This is a genomic window from Paenibacillus sp. AN1007, from assembly GCF_040702995.1.
GTDB lineage: Bacteria > Bacillota > Bacilli > Paenibacillales > Paenibacillaceae > Paenibacillus.
This window is the reverse complement of record NZ_CP159992.1, coordinates 2,284,907-2,303,395: the sequence shown is the minus strand read 5'-3', so window position 1 is coordinate 2,303,395 and position 18,489 is coordinate 2,284,907. Positions and strand designations below refer to the sequence as shown.

Sequence of the window (18,489 nt, the reverse complement as noted above, 5' to 3'; positions counted from 1 at the left end):
TTCAACGATAATGACCATTGTTATGTGTATTACAGGCCTTTTATTAGCGATTTATCCTGTATCTTATCTTGCCTCTGCAGAGGCAAGCCAGACTAGTTTACCCAAGGATGAACAACTTCAACAGATTGAGCATCTGATTAAGAGTCAGATGGATAAATCCCTTATTCCCGGATTGGCGGTTACCATCGTTCACGGAGATGAGACCATCTACCAGCAGGGTTTTGGTTTTGCTAATGTCGATAAGAAACAATCCGTTTCCCCAAAAAGCATCTTTGAACTAGGTTCGACAACCAAAGCATTTACCGGGCTTGGACTTCTTAAGCTGGTGGCGGAAGGTAAGCTGAACTTGGATGACTCGGTCACGGATTATATCCCTTGGATCAAATTCCATACAAAGGACTCCAACCGCAGTGATTCCGTTACATTAAGGCAGGTTCTGTACCAAACAAGCGGTATTCCATTTACTTCTATCACGAGTATTCCTTCAAGCAACGATGATACAGCTTTAAGGGAAACGATAGAAAATTTAAGTGGAACAACACTGGACTTCTCTCCTGGTGAGCGTTTTCAGTACGCAACGATTAATTACGACATCCTTGGATATGTAATTGAGCAGGTGACCAATCAGTCCTACGAAGAATACATGAATACAGAAGTTCTTGAACCGCTAGGATTACAACATACCTTCCTTTCCAAAGCAGAGGCGGAAACTAGTGGAACTATGGCTCAAGGGTATAAATTAGGATATTTGAATGCCCGTCCATTTGACGCCCCAATCTACCGCGGAAATACGCCAGCCGGATATCTCTACTCCGATAGCAATGATATGGCACAGTGGCTCAAAATTCACTTAAACACAGTTCCTGTTAAAGGTTCTATGGAGGAGATCATAGGTATGTCACACATGCCTGATCGTACCGTCTCACCGGACTCTGACGGCTCCTCTTATGCTGCAGGATGGTATGTATATCAGAGTGGTGGTGGGGAACTCTCACATTCAGGTAACAATCCTGCATACTCCTCATTTGTGGCTTTTCGTCCGGAAGAGCAGGTTGGAGTGGCTGTGATGGCAAATTTAAATTCATCCAGCACACTTGTAATCGGACAGGGCATTTTGGACATCATGATCGGCAAAGAACCGGTAACCGAATTAAGTGACATCTATAGAACGGTCGATAGCATCTCAGTAGTTATTTTGGCAGTTTCCATACCTTTTATGGGGTTATCCTTGTGGTTTCTCGGTACCATGGTGAGAGATATTTTGCAGCGGCGCAGAAAGTCCGCCCAAGGTTGGATTAAACATGTGATTCGGGTGTTTGGTTTTGTTTTGTTTGCTGGAGGTGTAGGTGTCGCTTTTCTATATATCCCTCAGGTACTCTTTAACGGCGTTAACTGGAGTTTTGCGGAGGTATGGGCACCTCCCAGCTTAAAGATGGCGGTCTCTATCTTATATGCCAGTTTAATATTATTCGGGCTATGTATGTTGCTACATTCAATGTTTCCAGGTGAAGGGAAAAGAACTCCACTTTTTCCATTTGCGGTGCTTTGCCTCGTAAGTGGACTTGGAAATACACTCATTATCTTTATCATTAACCAAGCACTTATAAATACAAGTTCATTTCAAACAGGACTGTTTACTTTCTTTCTAATGGGTTTAGCAGCTTATGTGATTAGTCAAAAGATCGTTCGCAGTCAACTGATTCGCTTCACGAATGATCTTATTTATCAAAAACAAACTGAAATTATTAATCGCATTTTACGCTCGCCATATTATAAGGTCGAGAAAGTTGCCAAGGAAAAGCTATACGCTGTACTGAATCACGATATTGAAACCATTAGTGGTGGAATTAACGTTCTTGTTTTCGGATTAACGAGCATCATCACCCTTATATTTTGTTTTATTTATCTAGGCTATCTGAACATATATGGGCTGCTCATATCTTTACTCGTAGTTTCGCTTGCTGCCTTAGCTTATTATGTGGCTGGTCGACATGCAAACAAGCATTGGGCGAGGACAAGAGATGTTCAGAACGTATTTTACAAGTACATTGGCCACATGGCCCAAGGGTTTAAAGAATTAAGTTTGCATCAGGATAAAAAGAAACAGTTTCAGATCGATATGCACGATACTTGTGACGAATATAGACAGCGGCGAATCCAAGGGGATATTCGCTTTGCCAACGTGTTTGTCATTGGCGAAATTTTATTTACAGTCGTTATCGGTGTTGTTGCATTTATTTTTCCAATCTTGTTTGACTCTGTGCAATCTTATTCACTCAGTAGTTTTGTGTTCATCTTTTTATATATGGGCGCACCTGTAAGGGGAGTGCTGGATGCAGTACCTGATTTAATTCGTGTTCGCATCGCTTGGAATCGCATGAATGAGCTCGCCGGTGAATTGGATGACGAGAAACATTCAGAAACAAATTCGAACATGACTAAAGAACACCAAATCGATAAGTTTAGCCATCTTGAACTTCAGGATATTCATTATGAATATGTTTCTCCCAACGGGACATCGTTTTCGATCGGACCCATCAATCTGACTCTGCGTGCTGGAGAGATTACTTTTATCACCGGCGGAAATGGCAGCGGGAAATCAACCCTGGTCAAACTGCTTACCGGGCTTTATAAACCATCATCCGGAAACTTATTCGTCAATGGGAAACCGAAACTGAACGGAGAGCAGAGCGAGCTGTTTGCAGCCGTATTTAGTGAGTATCATTTATTTGACAAACTTTATGGTCTTACGAACAGCTTGGATAAGGGCTCTATTGACTACCATTTAGAGAAGCTGCAGCTTGAACAAAAGGTTTCTATAGAAGATGGGAAATTCAGCACTACAGACCTCTCTTCAGGACAACGTCGACGCCTAGCGCTGCTCATAAGTTACCTCGAAGACAGACCGGTGTATCTTTTTGATGAATGGGCTGCGGACCAGGATCCTGAATATCGCCGTTATTTTTATCATCATGTACTGCCTGAACTTAAATTACGGGGGAAATGCGTTATCGCAGTCACTCACGACGATCGATATTTCGAACAAGCAGATAAGCTGGTGAAGATGGAATTTGGAAAAATGGAAATGCTGGATCCAAAACAACATGGTTCTTTACCAGCATATGGAACATAACCAAGTCTTTTAGCGGAGGGGAAGGGTATTGATCAAGTTAGGATTCATGTTCTCGGGACAAGGCAGTCAGTATAAAGGGATGGGATATCTAGCTGATAGATTCAAGATAGCTCAGTGCATTTTTGATCAAGCAAGTGACATATTGGGGTATGATCTATTGTCCGTAATGAATGATAGTAACCCGAACGTGTTACAGCAAACAGAATATGCTCAGCCCGCTATATTTACTTACAGTTATGCTTGGTATCAAATTTTAAAAGAAAATTATAATATAAAGCCAGTATGCGGAGCAGGACATAGTCTCGGAGAGTTTACAGCACTTACGTGTTCAGGAGTACTGTCTTTTGATGATGCACTTACTCTTGTCAATAAAAGAGGTCAATTAATGCAGCAAGCAGCTGAAAATAGTTTTGGAGGTATGGCTGCAATAAAAGGATTGCATCGTTCTATCATTGAAGAAGTCTGTTCCCTTCTATCTAAAGGAGACAGACTTGTACAAATATCAAATATCAATACTGAAGATCAGATCGTGATCTCTGGCGAAAACTCAAAGGTTCGTCAGGCAAGTGACAAGCTTGCTAAATTGGGAGGCACTGTCTATCCGGTACATGTATCAGCACCGTTTCATACCCCGTATATGGCAAGTGCAAATGCTCAACTTTTAGACATTTTATCGCAGATCAATTTTGCCGATGGGGAATGGCCTGTTATTGGTAATGTAACTGCCAAACCTTATGTAAGTTTAGACGATATAAGAACAGGAATTAGTCACCATATGCTGCATCCTGTTCGATGGTCAGATAGTATGGATTGGATGCTAAGACAGGGAGTAAATACGTTTATTGAAATTGGGCCTCGCTCCGCCTTACGTAATATGATGAAGCAAACTTTACCTCATATTGATGCGTTTTCTTGTGAAGAGCATGATAACCAAATTGCAGAACTAATGAGTGAATACAATCAACCCAAATATGTTACTTTACTGTCAGCTTGTCTTTCAACGGCGCTGCTCGTGCCAAATCGCAATAACAATAGAGAGGAATATGAATATGGTGCTTTACAGCCTCTGAAAGAGCTGAGTACTCTAGAAGCTAAGTCCCAAGAAAAAAAATTAAAAGAAACGGATGCAGAACAAAGAGAAGCGCTGCGATTGTTCCAGCGAATTATTACGACTAAGAAGGTCGATGAAGATGAGATATTTGATTATTTCTTTCAAGTTAGCATAAAATCCGCAATCCCAATCAAAAAGTTGATGCAATTGATGGGAGGGGAGAGACTATGATGAGAAATAGTAGATATTAGGGATCTCACAGAGATAAGATGGTTAGTGCGAATCTTCATCGTATTGATCAAGTGCAGAGAAATCTGAATTTAGGCGGTACCACGGACATAATCGTTCGCCCTAAGTTGACATGAAGTGCCCCTAAGAATAGACATTGGATTAAACCCCTGGTTTATCCAATGAAATTCTAAGGGGGGCATTTTTTATGCCAGCAGTTAAAGGTCAGAAGTTCTTTTTGTCGCTCCATAGCCTCGCTTGTTATACGGGATCTTACGTCCCAACCAGCATCAATCATGGTCATGACAAGTAGGGCGAACACTATAGCATTCGGGATCAACTCCTGTCGCGGGACAATAACATTGTTCCATGCAAGTCGCTATTATAGCGGCTTCTTTTATTTTATCGGTATAAGTTCTTAAGCCCAGGACAAGAACTTATACCATTTTATTTGAAAATGTTCACGTTGTTATGGATAACTGACGCTGGGCTAACTCCTTTTTTATCAGGAATACTTCTTATGAATGGTACCGAAAATATAAATAATATAACCTGAAGTTATACCCATATGAAAATTAAACAATTTTGCATATCCGATTTCCCTATTATACTTTGTTTATTGAATGGAGATGTAATTGGTACCAAATCATATCTAAAATGTGCTGGCTATATGAAAAAAGATACAACTTTCTAATCAATGCAGCATCCTTAAATCTGACAAATTGTAAATGTTCGTAATAATGATCTTTAATCATTAAAGAAGGAAGATAAGTGATACCATAGCCCTTTATAACGTAGTCAAAAAAAAGTCCCCATGCTTGGGGACTTTTTAATTTTCCAGATATTCAAACATACAGCCCATAAAATATGAAAGGGGTCGTGAATGTGAGTTTTGAAAAAGCGAAAAAAATACTAAACAATCGCTCTAAAAGTATTTAGTTTCAATCAAAAAATAACAGGGTGTAATCGAATTAAGGTTAAGACAGCTTCGGGTGAATTTTAAGAGTCTAGAGTTGGAAAAGGAAGTTATCGCGATATTGTTCTTCTGCAGCCAAACAGTAAAGTTGAAAATTTAAATTGATTTGAATTATTATTAAATCAAATGATAGAATTAACTATCATTAAATTAAAAGTTCACGCTATTTTCGAATTATACAAGGAGAGGAATGATGAAAATGACTACCAATTCAATTCCCCAACCCCCAACATATGGTCCGTTGGGTAACATGCCGCTAATTGATCCTGACCAGCCCTCACTGACTTTAGGGACATTGGCAGAAAAATATGGACCTATCTTTCGTTTTACTGCACCAGGGTTCTCAACGATTGTGCTCTCTGGTCCTGATCTAGTCGCAGAGGCATGTGATGTGAACCGATTTGACAAATATGTCTTTAGCGAGTTACAAAATGTCCGTGCTTTTGGCGGTGACGGTCTGTTTACAAGCTGGACACACGAGCCAAACTGGAGAAAAGCACACAATATATTGCTTCCGACATTCGGAAAACAGGCGATGAAAGGATATCACCCCATGATGATTGATGTCGCCGAACAGTTAATCCTGAAATGGAAGAGACTGAACCCTCAGGATTCGATCGATGTCGCTGACGATATGACACGTTTGACCCTGGATACCATAGGTCTTTGCGGGTTCGATTATCGGTTCAATAGTTTTTACCGCGAAGAGCATGCACCTTTTGTAAAAAGTATGGTGCGGGCCTTGGACGAAGCCATGCACAGAAGTTCACGCATGAAAATTCAGAATATGCTGATGTTTCGAACCAAAAAACAGTTTGAATCAGACATCGAGACGATGTTTACACTGGTTGACCAAATTATTGCTGAGCGAAAGGCGAGTTCTCAGGCAGGGAAAACGGATCTTCTTGCGCGCATGCTGGAGGGCCGTGATCCTGAAAGTGGGGAAAGGCTGGACAACGAAAATATTAGACATCAAATCATCACCTTTTTGATCGCTGGCCATGAGACCACAAGCGGCTTATTATCCTTTACACTTTATCTCCTGCTGAAGAATCCGGAGGTTCTCAAAAAAGCACAATTAGAGGTGGATAAGATTCTGACAAGTTCTACGCCTTCATACGAAGAAGTACTCCAGCTCAAGTATATCCGTTTGATCCTTAATGAATCGTTACGGCTATGGCCGACTGCACCGGGCTTTGAAGTTTACGCAAAAGAGGATACAGTTATTGGGGAGAGATTTCATATACCCAAAGGCCAAAATCTCAGTATACTTCTTACTCGGCTTCACCGTGATCGCACCGTTTGGGGAGAGGATGCAGAATTTTTCAGACCAGAGCGGTTTGAAGACCCGACTAAAGTGCCTCATCATGCATACAAACCTTTTGGTAACGGCGAACGTGCTTGTATCGGGATGCAGTTCGCCTTGTACGAAGCAACTTTGGTTGTGGGCATGATCCTAAAGAACTTTGAACTTAATGACTTTAATAATTATCAATTGGATGTTAAACAGACGTTGACCTTGAAGCCTGGGGATTTTCAGATTCAGGCTAAACCCCGGGATCCAGAAACACTAACGGATTCAACAACAGCGTCTTTGAACTCGACTTCTGTACCAACTCAAGCTGACAGCACTACTGGGACAGTCACGGTCCTAAGCCAATCTAACCAATCTGCTGCAAAGAATGGTGAACCGTCATTATTTGTATTATATGGCTCCAATTTAGGTACAGCTGAAGGCATCGCTAGGCAAATCACACACACAGCCCTTGGTTATGGGATCCAAACCGAAATAGCATCACTCAATGACTGGGCAGGGAGATTGCCGAGCCAGGCTCTGGTCATTATTGTTACTGCATCCTACAATGGCAAGGCTCCTTACAATGCAACAAAGTTCGTCGAATGGTTAAAACAAGCTGAAGCAGGTGCAGGGCAAGGAGTACGTTATGCCGTGTTTGGTTGCGGTGATCGAAGCTGGTCTGGAACATATCAAAGCATCCCGCGTTACATTGATAATCAAATGGAGACTATCGGAGGAAAAAGATTATTATCTCGTGGGGAAGCTGATGCAAATTCCGATATGGAGCACCAGGTTAAGAATTGGCTGCGTGGGATGTGGACTGCGGTAACGAAAACATTGGGAGTGCAGTCTGACCCAGTCAAACCAAAACTTCCATCGGGACTGAAAATGGAATTCGTTAATGAGCCACCTCAAATTCCTTATATAAAAACATATGGTGCTTTTTATGGGAAGGTTACCTCTAATCACGAGTTGCAAGCTCCAGATAGCGGTCGAAGCACTAGACATATTGAAATACGTCTACCCGAAAATATTGGTTATCAAGAGGGTGATCACATTGGTGTATTGCCATTGAATTCAAAAATAAACATCGAACGCGTACTGACCCGCTTTAACCTGGAAGGTGGGGAAATGATCCGTTTGAGTGCGGATGTCAAACACCTAACACATTTACCAATGGACCGGACGATAAACGTCCGTGAACTACTTCAAAGCTGTGTAGAACTTCAAGAACCGGCTACTCGTTTACAATTACAGGAATTGGCAACGAGCACGGTTTGCCCGCCTCATCGGAGGGAACTAGAGGTTGTGATGGATGATGAACATTACACCCGCGAGATTCTTGACTTACGAATAACTATGCTGGACCTGCTGGAGAAATATGAGGCCTGTGAGTTAAATTTCTCCAGATTTCTGGAGATTTCAACACCACTCAAGCCTAGATATTATTCTATTTCCAGCTCTCCACGCCTTCAGCCTGAACAAGTAAGTATAACTGTTGGTGTCCTTAGAGATCCTGCATGGAATGGGAAAGGTGAGTATGCTGGGGTAGCTTCGTGTTACTTGGCAGAACGAGTTCCTGGAGATCGAGTATTGTTATTTGTAGAAACCCCGGAATCTGGATTCCAACTTCCAAAAGATGCCAGCGTACCTATTATCATGATTGGTCCAGGAACAGGTGTGGCTCCGTTTAGAGGGTTTTTACAGGCTAGATACGCGCTTAAACAAGAAGGAGTCAGCCTCGGAGATGCACATCTATTTTTCGGATGCAGGAATGACGCCGACTTTCTTTATCGGGATCATTTGCTTAAGTTCGAGCAAGAGGGAATTGTAAAGGTGCATACTGCTTTTTCCCGTATTGACGGGGAACCCCGTGTCTATGTTCAAGACCTAGTTAAACGAGCTGGATTAGAGATCATGGATCTTTTAGACCGACAGGGCAAGATATATGTGTGCGGCGACGGCAGACGCATGGCTCCAGCAGTCGAAGAGACCTTGAAGGAAACTTATCAGAAAACGAAAAATGTGAAACTGGAGGAAGCAGAATTATGGCTTCGACAGATGCAGGATGAGGGTCGATATGTCAAAGATGTATGGGCAGGTTATTCCAGTACCTCTGAAGTAGTCGGTATCAAGTGAATTAAAAAAACAATGGACATTTACATCCTTTTTCTTGCGTGGCAACAGGTTATCGATGGACATATTGCAAGAAATTATGAAAACAGATCTGGTAGTAGATACTAAAGGACTGGCATGTCCTATGCCGATCGTAAAAGCAAAGAAACCGCTGGATGGTCTTGAAACCGGACAAATCATAGAAGTAATATCAACGGACAAAGGCTCCGTTAATGACTTTCAAGCTTGGGTAAGACAAACCAAACACGAATTGATTTCCTATGAGGAAGACAACGGTATTTATAAGTTTTACGTTAAAAAGATTTAAATAAAAACAAAGCGAACACGCAGTAGTGTGTTCGCTTATTTCAAGCCTTCATAATTTATAGTTACGCTGAGAGAGCAGTAATTTTCTTCTCTATAGTGACCCTGCGGGCAGGATTTAGCAGAACCATTCAGCGTTATTTACGACCAAGGAACATATGTACAAAATACGAGTTTTGTGAAACAGTAAGTGAATTAAATGGATTTTTACGAATTTTAACTAATCAAATTCGACTTAAGCACCAGTTCATTGTCGTTGCGTTCGCCCATTTCATAAGCCACGATCTCGTTATTAAATAGATATTTTATATCTGAACTCTTCTACATTTTAAGAATTCCCTTCTCAACATGAACCACCTCCTTAAATTTTCCCATTACGTTCCCCATGCGTCATATTCATACTGAGCTACTTCTCAAGTTCCCGGCTGTATGTAATCGTAAGTTATCTCATGTCCCTTTGGATCAATCAAGTAATCAATGTTTAGATGTATCTCTAATCGGTAATCGGGCTAGGATCTTGTCCATTTTGGCAATCGGTACAAGTTTCTTGTCAATAGCATTGAGATTTTCTGAGGTGTATGAATCGTTTCTTTGTCTGATGCGGACATTTCCATTTAGATCTAATCGAATTGCCCCCTTGCAATTCAAACTTTCTCATCAAAATATTTGTTTTGGTAGTATTTTTTCTCCTATGCAGGTGCACTCACATACTGGCTTGCGGGTGTAGCATCACATACCAAACATGTGTAATGTATAGAGATTTAATATGCTTTGCATTGTATTCTCGGCTCTTTGGTAAGAGGCTTTTCAATATGTAGAAGAATCTTAACGTCTAAATATTGCTCCATGAGATAGACAACTTTCCTCATAATGGGCCCTGTAATTTTCTGAATTATAGTTAGTTGTCTACGCCTCCAGTGATTACAGCACATAGTATGTGGAGAAATATCACGGAGGTGAGTTCATTGATTAATCATCATGGGAAACGGATTTGTAGACGTAAATTCAAAAAACATTTACATTGCGGTGCGAAGGTTAAGGTAGTAAAGGTTAAACCTAAGGTTACAGTTAATGCACCACAAGGCGTACCAGGGATTCCTGGTCCAATAGGACCGATAGGTCCCAAAGGGGCCACTGGTGCTCAAGGGATACCGGGGCCAGTCGGATTGCAAGGGATTCCTGGTATACAAGGACCCGTGGGTCCGGCTGGTGCGGTCGGAGCAGTTGGCCCAGCAGGTGCAACTGGAGCAACAGGTGCAACTGGATCAACAGGTCCTGCAGGGCCAACGGGGGCTGGAATCTCAGATTTCCTAAGTGTTTTCCGAGCTGATCCCGGCACAGGTACGGACACCGTTCCAGGAAACTCGCCAATTACGTTGACTGGTGTTTTGGCTAACGTGGGGGGGGCCTTTACATTCGTGCCGCCATCTTCAACGATAACCATCAATGAAACAGGAAGTTACTTTATCTCTTTCTCCATTCATAATCAGGGCGATGCCGATTTCAACCTTACAGTGAATGGGACTCCCATCACACCCGTGCCTTTCACAGGTAATGGCGGAGGCCCCATATCTGCTGAAGTTATTATTACGGTCACAACAGTTCCAACAACGATTCAACTGGTCAATGCGAATGCAACTCCTGCACAGTTGCATAATAATCTGAATACCACGGTGACTATTCTGAAACTGACTCCTTAATGTCGATCCACGATATAGTCTATGTCAGCATAAAAATTAAAGTATATGCTTTTTGTCCACTCCATAAGTCTATTTTTGAAAAGATAGTATGGATGGCTAGGGATTCAGAAGCGGCGGGATGCTGTTGTTAAATAGACATTCCGCTGCTCTTTTCCTTTCGTAGCCGAGACCTAAGTGAATTCCTGCACTAACAAATCCTTCAGCTTACATCACCTACAGTTTCTCTTTCAATCAGAATAGAAGCCATACTGTACTGCGCATATGGCCTCTATTTTTTGGCTGCCCTCTCCTGCTGCGCTCACATATGAAATGCTTTCCAGAACGACCCTTCTGTATTGATGATACTTATGATCTGGCTGAACGGAATTGTAAACGTCGGAAATCCTGCTGCATATGGGGCTATATCATACGGATTGAAATACAAATGCAGCGCATCTGCTGTTACGAAAAATGGCTGGTTCGCACTTATTCCAGTGTACGTATCTGGAAAAACGTAGGAATACTGCGGATCATTTTTGATCTGTTCCCCTACAATCTGACTTAACACCTTCACATAGTCACTGTTGGGCTTAAACAGATCCTTCAGCTCATACAGTCGGCCATCACTCAGATTAATAATGGCATATACCATCGTTGGCATTCCATGTGCTGCGCCAGCCGGGTAATTGTAACCTGTCAACTGCAGTTGAAGCAGCAGCTGCTGATAGAACGTAATATCAAAATCACCCGTATACGTATAATCCAGCTGCTGATCTGCCGGGATCGCTTTGACCTGGGATAGTTCTTTCAACCTGGCATTCAGCTGATTCTGCTCTGCTTGATTACTTAATCCTTCAACCTGCGGATAGTAGACAAGATAATCCCGATTGGGTTTATATTTCTCCTCCCGCACTCGATAAGGCGGATTTAAGGGTACGATCGTATTTTGCTGCCAGATGATCTGTCCGGCCCGATTCACATAAGATAAACGCTGGTCTACAAATACTTTAATAAGATCCGGCGCCACAACTTCCATAGAACCTGCCCCTGTCACACGAGGATACCCTGAAGCCGGTCTGCCGCTCAAATCCAGCAGGTACGTCTGTATGCCATCTGATGCGGAAGTAAGGCCATGTTTGTAATTTTCTACATTACGATAGATGAACTCTGTTAGTCTCCTACCGTTTATCTCTGCTATGGCATACAACGAACCGATATATGGCTGCTCCGGATCGATGGCTTTCCCGAGTGCATATCTCTGCTCACCTAGCTCCCGAATATCGTTATAAGCGGGTTGAATTACAAAGGATCCCTGCTTATTAATGACACCATAGCTCGATTTGTAATCCTCTGCCGTATTAACGATCGCCTGCCCGTTGTGAAAAGGAAATGCCGATGTAAACTTGGGTTGAATGCGAATATTACCCCGTTCATCAATGTAACCATACTTGCCCGAGGACTCTTTTTGAAAAGCGAGCCATCCATCCCCAAGTGGTCCTACATAAGCATATGGATATGTCGCGATCCGATTTCCGTTTCGATCAATGAGAGCATACTCCTTATCTTTAATCTGTACTACCGCTTTCCCCTGCTGAAAATCATTCGCCGAGGCAAATTGTGCTCGTATTACTTCATTTCCCGAGGCATCCAGATAACCATACAGGATTGACGAACCATCGGTCTGATTCGGATTAGAATCGTAAAACATCGCTCTGCCGTCATGCATGTCTGAAATAAACGGGTATGCCCGTTTGGTCAGTACGATGCCCTGCTCATTAATCATCTTGAACCCTTGAGAATCAATAGCCATGGCCCGTTCTTCGGAAAAAGAATTAATCGAATCATACACAGGCTGAACCACATACACCCCCTGAAGATTAATGACCCCGGCACGTCCGTTTTTCACGACAACTGCCAATCCATTCGGCTGAAAAGACTGAGCCTCCTCCAGCACCGGCTCCAGACGAACATGTCCCTGCGCATCCATGTATCCCCAGCGAGTCCCGTTCGTTGTTCGAACAGAGACCGGATACAACCAGGTTGTGACTCTGGCATGGATGCTGGTATCCATGGCCTGTTTAATCTTTTTCTCAAGTTTAAGCAGATTTTCTCTCGAAGGATATGCTTCCGGGAAGCTCAGCGCTTTCTGAACCGAAGTAAGTGCTGCCGCATATAAACCCGCGTGATACTGAGCATCCGCAAGGTAATACCAATAGAATACATAATCCGGATAATGCTGCGTGAGCTGCTTGTAATACTGAACTACTTTGGGATAATAAGCCCGGTACGCATCCTTTGCGGGAATCCACTGGCCCTGATGCCACCGAATGATTTCCACTCGATAAGCTTCCCCCGTATCATGAATCCATAACGCGACCTCTACCTTGCCGTCTCGACCATGCACACCCGGTATATCGATAATTTCGGCGAAGCTGTAATATAAATCGTCAGGAGCAGTATCCGTGAGACCGGACTCGGCCCATTCATATACCGCGAGCTTAGACCATATCGCACCGATCTGCCAGCCCACAATGAGATTGTTTCTTAACGTTGAAGTTACAGGTGCTGCCGTCAACATGGTAACTCCATAACCCAATCCCTTGGTCAGAGCCATCTTGATCCAATGTCCTTGAACAAACTTTAGTATAAGCAAATACAGTTCGCTATTCAGCTGATATACAGCGGCAATCTCCGGCAAGCCGTCACCTGTGAGATCAGCCGCATACACGGCCGGATGCTGTATTGGTTTATCAATCGTTACGACCGCTGCACCCGCCGGAATATGCTGGTTTACAATTTGCAGTAATAGCGGTTCACTCATCGACATCTCCGCTTCCTCCCTTATGACCGCATTCGCCTAATGGTATGCATCATAACTCGGGATATGACATGAAAATGCCTCCACTTCACTCTTCAAGAAGAGCTTCTGTATTCATTCTGACATTAATGTTGTTGATTGCAGCATGCTCAAACTCAGGTCATAGTGAACTTCAAAGTTGGGCATTTGATGTTGTAACGTGGAAGAATGGGATTTACAAGGTGACAAATGAAACTGTTACTAAAACTGAAGTTGAAATCGAAATTGGAATAATTAAAAAACACTCTACAAATGAAAGTAATGAATTACCGAATCTGTTTTCCAACAAGTATAAAAAAGGGACAAAATTATTTAAAGTAAGAAATGTCGAGACAACTGATTATATCACAGTAAAAGATGATGAGACTTACTACAAAGCAGTAAAGATGGATGGAATGAATACAGCGGCCAATTAAGGCAGTTGTATTCATTCCATCATTTTATTGAATACACTCCTCTATTAGTGTCAATTCAGAAATAATCTTTTACTCTTCTAAACTGACCTTTTTTCCATCGATAAGGAGATAGCTTACCTCTTTCACCGGAACCGTCTCGGATGATATCCATTTGAGCAGATCGTTGTCCAATTGAATAAATCCGGATCGAGCAGCCCGTTTCGTGCCGTCAGTCAGATGCAGTTCGATATTCAAATCCTCCATACGGATTCGACTTAGATCATCGCCGGTTAACGTAATACCGATTGGAGAAAGGGTTACCTTAACATGCGTGTCTGCATTCCTACCAAGGTTTACATGTCCGCTTTTACTTGCGTTATGCTGTTCCAGATTAAAGCTCGTTTCCCACTTTCCTTGAATAACTTCGCCAATATTGGTGAAACTCCCCCGGAGCTTAAGCTTATCTACAGCATCAACTGCAGTAAGATCGTACACATATTCGATATAATCTCCACCATAACGAACGCCATCTTTCATATAATGACCATAGCTGATGGAGTATTCGGGAATATCCAGCTTATGCCCCTGCGCATCTGTAAAATAGAAAAATCCATGATTGTATCCCCCCATCTCATTATCCGGGTTAATCTGCACATGAAGCTTTCCATTGATGAAGCCGATGTTGGATATATGCATCCAGTCTACACCCGGAACGGAGATATTCGTCTGATCCTTTCGCAGTACCTGGAACGAATTTTTATCCATTTCATTCGCGATTTTACCGCCCAGTCCGCTGATTTGATCTTGATTTAATAATTCATAGCTGCTTTGATCTCTATTTTTAAGCAGTGCATTCCAATCCATAGGAATAGAGTATCCATCTTCCCGCGCCGCTCCCGACATCAATGTATTGATGCGGATCGTCATCCGATTGCTGCTGCCTTTACCTTGCGTTATGAAACGGACAATGGCAGTTCTTGAAGCTTTATCATAATGAATCGTTTGGGCATTGCTCGCGCTGCCTCCACTTAATCTGTAATCATATACATCAAGGGTTTCGTCAATACGATCACTTGTCAGATCTGACACGGAAGCATAAACTTCCGCCGCATCTCCATCCCGGACTGCTCCAATAACCTCCATACGTATGCCCTGATCTTCACTTACTCGATGTACAGGCTGTAGGATATTAATCCGATCCAATCCTAGAAATTGAAGAACGGAAGTCAGATCAATGATCCCGATTGAAGCTGCCGCACCGGTCACAATGCATAGAGATAACACTGCCGCCACGGGAATATAAAAGACTTTACGGTATCTTTTCATATTTTTTATGTTTCTCTCGGCATGGACAGACTCGTCGAACGATGATCTTGTTGGCAGCACACTTACATTTGAATCCGATTTGTATTTTGCTACCTTTTCATAAAACATACTTTTAATATTGGAAAGGTTCTGTTCAGTGAATTGATGTTTGGAATCTCCCACAGGATCGCCTCCTTTACTTCCTATTGTTCCACCATGTTCTCAACTGCTGCCTGGAGCGGTACAACTTGTTATGAACTTGTCTGACCTGCAGTGATAAAGCTTCTGATATTTCATGCGGCTTCTGACCCTCATAAAAGCGGCGTTTCAAGATCTCACGTTCAGGTTCTGGAAAAGATTCAATCAATTGTTCCAGTTCTGCGTCCGTCTCTTTACTAATCAGCTGCATTAAAACATCCTGCGTTCCAACCGAATGAATATGTTCTTCGTATGTAAGTTCGGATCTCCGATTCATTTTCCGATAACGATCGATAGCCTTATGTTTAGCTATTGTCGCCAGATAATTTTTAAGACTGCTTCGACTCGTTTGGAAAGCCTCCGGACGCTGCCAAAATGTAAAAAATGTATCTGCTACACATTCTTCGATCTCTTCATTAGAAGCATGACGGAGAATAGAATGAGCAATCTTCCACAACAGACCCGAATAGTGGTTCATCACCCATTCCATCCCTTCAGGATCACGATTCGCTACAGCCTGCCTGATTTCTTCTTCTTTCACAGCCTTACACGCCTCCTTCCAAATGTAACTTTCATTTCCCAAGCAAAAGATTGCTTTCTTCTTATATTCGTTTCTCCAATCCATTTTACTTACAATCAACAACAAAAAAAGCAAGGGCTCGGCCACCTGCTTTTTTGACTATTGCAATAATCTATTGTATTGATCTATAACCGGGTAGAAATTTCAGCTGTAGGCTGGAGGAACTCTTTCATATGAAGCTCAGTACATGCCTAATAAGAAAAATCCATCATGCTAAGCTTATGTCTGCTCACTGAGCTGTACATATTGAGCAAGGCGGCAGTACTGATCCAGCAGCTGCTCCTCATGCCCTTCACCAAGTGCTGCCCGGCGGCCGGCTTCCACTACACCGCTGATCAATTCATGAAGGAAATGCATCTGTAGTCGCTGTGCATCAAGAGCCATATGCTCCAGCAGCTGCGTATCTCGAATCGTAAACTGAGATAACCCTCGTAAAAATAATTCCTCGGACCAGCCGCGTAATTGTTGAATCAATCCATTATCTTCTTCCAAAACGTCCTATCCTCCCACTACCGGAATCCAGCTTCAAACTCAGCAGCGTCTTGCCCTTCAGGAAACTGATCGGAGTGATCCGCTTTGCCTCCAGTCGCACAAACGCATAAAAATGCTCCAGCTTCTGTGAACCAAGTCCCGATTCCAGTCGATTAATCATAGACTGCCAATCTGAAGAATATGGAAGGGTGAGAGGCAGGCGCCTTCCTTCTTGATCTTCCACCGTAAGAATTAGATCCTGTGTCTGCTTATTGAACGTATGCTCGACAATCCGAGCTGCTTCAATCAATGCGAGTCGTTCTTTCGGTTCAGTGAATAACGAGGTGGAGTCCGGCCGCTGCTGAAGCGCAGCAGAGATATCCATCATATACGCTCCGAAATGAACCTCAGATACATTCGTACGCGGCAAAATCGTAAGCTGGGCTCCATCACCGGACGATATCCGGCGTTCTTCGTTCACTTTAACAGATTGGAACTGAACTTCTTCTCCAGTAAACCGGCTGAAGGTCAGACTTGGAAGCCACGGGGTGAATGCTCCATAATGCTCTGCAAATGAGAATTGCTGGTCTTCGTAATAGACTGCACGCACATCACTGTACGTATAGATTTTTCTATCGTCAAAACAGTAGAAATAATACGTAATGCCGCGAAAACCTGAACGCGTCTCCCAAGAATCAGCCCCCAGGCCATAGAGATGAAGTGAAGGTACAGTAAAATACTTGCTTCGAAAGCTTCCAACGAGTTGGCTCTGCTGTTTGACAGAGATATCGCCTTCGACAAGCACCTCTAACGCAAGATAAAGTTTACTTATACGCTCCAGCATCGTCTGCATGGAGAAGCGAACATGTCTTTTGAAGAAAAGCTGAAGCTCTCCCTGAATCCCGCGCAGGCTGCGTTCAATATCCGGAAGGTTACCGCTGTGTGCAGCAATCGCCAGCGTCTCCAGCTGCGCTAAATACGACTGCGGCAGCCGTGCCAGCCCTGTTTTAAGGATGCCTGCAAGCATTTCGCGGCATTCGCTAACCGTTTGAAGCGAGAATTTCGCTTCATATGCGCGCATACTCAGAACCTCCGTATCATCCAGCCCATGAATCATACGGTACCGCAGCAGGGCTTCAAGTTTAGCCATCTTCCCTGCAGTCTGCTTCCATTTGCATAGAGCTTTGGTCAGATTAGGTTCTTCTGTGAAGGAAACCTCAATATCTTGACGTTTCAAAAGAACTGTCAGAAGCGTGTCCGCTGTGATTTGAATTTCTTCAGGGTAACGCAGGCGAAAAACAACTTCTTCAACCAACGTTGAAGTATACGATTTAATCAGCGCTGTCAGATCGGCTTCAAGCATCCACTGAAAACGGGAATTCGTTTCCACCGACTGAGCATGCTGACTATAACCCGAATGATTTGTCTCCTTCACCAGAGGAATCGGCTGATCGCCAGAATCGGAAACGGAACTGGAATCGGCATGCTCCGCTGATGCTGAGGGTGATTGATGTCCATCAAGAGACATAGACAAAGGCTCAGGCTCTTCTGATGCCGAAGCTGCTGCAGACACATCTTCTTCTGCTATCTGCTGCCGCTGATCATAAACAATTGCAATCAGTACATGTTTGCAGATATGTTCCGATGGACAAGAGCACTCCCACTTATCCAGTGAAGCATAGAGGGTACATTCCGTACCCTCACTCAGCTGACAGATCACCGATGTCTCATTCCATGTGTACTGGACACGAATCCCTTGATCCAGCTCTTTAAGTGCCCTTTTATATAATCCCTTATTAGCATAACGAATGAGATAATCCTCTGTGCAGCGTTTCGAAAAATGCCTGAACTGCTGCTTGAATTCACTCATACCCACGTGA

At 43.0% G+C, this 18,489-nt stretch carries 11 protein-coding genes; 6 read left to right on the top strand and 5 right to left on the bottom strand.

The features are described from left to right. Positions 1–10: 10 nt before the first annotated feature. From ABXS70_RS10465 to ABXS70_RS10445, 5 genes are all read left to right on the top strand, one after another. A complete protein-coding gene (locus tag ABXS70_RS10465; RefSeq protein WP_366295637.1) occupies positions 11–3,133 on the top strand; it encodes a cyclic peptide export ABC transporter in 3,123 nt (1,040 codons plus the stop codon). Positions 3,134–3,161: 28 nt separating this feature from the next. Then, on the top strand, positions 3,162–4,415 hold the full coding sequence (gene fabD, locus ABXS70_RS10460) for an ACP S-malonyltransferase (RefSeq protein ID WP_366295635.1): 1,254 nt from the start codon (positions 3,162–3,164) through the stop codon (positions 4,413–4,415). A gap of 1,166 nt (positions 4,416–5,581) precedes the next feature. Further along, positions 5,582–8,824, top strand: coding sequence for a cytochrome P450 (locus tag ABXS70_RS10455; RefSeq protein ID WP_366296603.1), 3,243 nt, complete (start codon positions 5,582–5,584; stop codon positions 8,822–8,824). 76 nt (positions 8,825–8,900) lie between these two features. Then, a complete protein-coding gene (locus tag ABXS70_RS10450; protein ID WP_342556350.1) occupies positions 8,901–9,128 on the top strand; it encodes a sulfurtransferase TusA family protein in 228 nt (75 codons plus the stop codon). Between the two features lie 961 nt (positions 9,129–10,089). Continuing rightward, complete coding sequence (locus ABXS70_RS10445) at positions 10,090–10,824, top strand: collagen-like protein (protein WP_366295633.1); 735 nt, start codon at positions 10,090–10,092, stop codon at positions 10,822–10,824. Positions 10,825–11,122: 298 nt separating this feature from the next. On the opposite strand, the gene ABXS70_RS10440 is transcribed toward ABXS70_RS10445, so the two are convergent. Beyond that, the gene (locus ABXS70_RS10440) at positions 11,123–13,630 is read right to left on the bottom strand and encodes a WG repeat-containing protein (protein WP_342551285.1); all 2,508 of its coding nucleotides are present in this window, start codon (positions 13,628–13,630) and stop codon (positions 11,123–11,125) included. A gap of 62 nt (positions 13,631–13,692) precedes the next feature. Here ABXS70_RS10440 and ABXS70_RS10435 point away from each other — a divergent pair, with 62 nt between their 5' ends. Further along, positions 13,693–14,076, top strand: coding sequence for a hypothetical protein (locus ABXS70_RS10435; RefSeq protein WP_342551286.1), 384 nt, complete (start codon positions 13,693–13,695; stop codon positions 14,074–14,076). 69 nt (positions 14,077–14,145) lie between these two features. Here the strand turns inward: ABXS70_RS10435 and ABXS70_RS10430 are convergent, their stop codons facing one another. The 4 genes from ABXS70_RS10430 to ABXS70_RS10415 all read right to left on the bottom strand — a co-directional run bounded on the left by ABXS70_RS10430 (position 14,146) and on the right by ABXS70_RS10415 (position 18,485). Further along, a complete protein-coding gene (locus ABXS70_RS10430; RefSeq protein ID WP_366295631.1) occupies positions 14,146–15,543 on the bottom strand; it encodes a hypothetical protein in 1,398 nt (465 codons plus the stop codon). A 13-nt stretch (positions 15,544–15,556) separates the two neighbouring features. Then, positions 15,557–16,099, bottom strand: coding sequence for a sigma-70 family RNA polymerase sigma factor (locus ABXS70_RS10425; protein WP_342551288.1), 543 nt, complete (start codon positions 16,097–16,099; stop codon positions 15,557–15,559). A gap of 258 nt (positions 16,100–16,357) precedes the next feature. Next, a complete protein-coding gene (locus ABXS70_RS10420; protein WP_342551289.1) occupies positions 16,358–16,630 on the bottom strand; it encodes a hypothetical protein in 273 nt (90 codons plus the stop codon). Next, the gene (locus tag ABXS70_RS10415; RefSeq protein WP_366295628.1) at positions 16,617–18,485 is read right to left on the bottom strand and encodes a hypothetical protein; all 1,869 of its coding nucleotides are present in this window, start codon (positions 18,483–18,485) and stop codon (positions 16,617–16,619) included. Before ABXS70_RS10415 ends, ABXS70_RS10420 begins: the two co-directional genes overlap by 14 nt. Positions 18,486–18,489 lie beyond the last annotated feature (4 nt).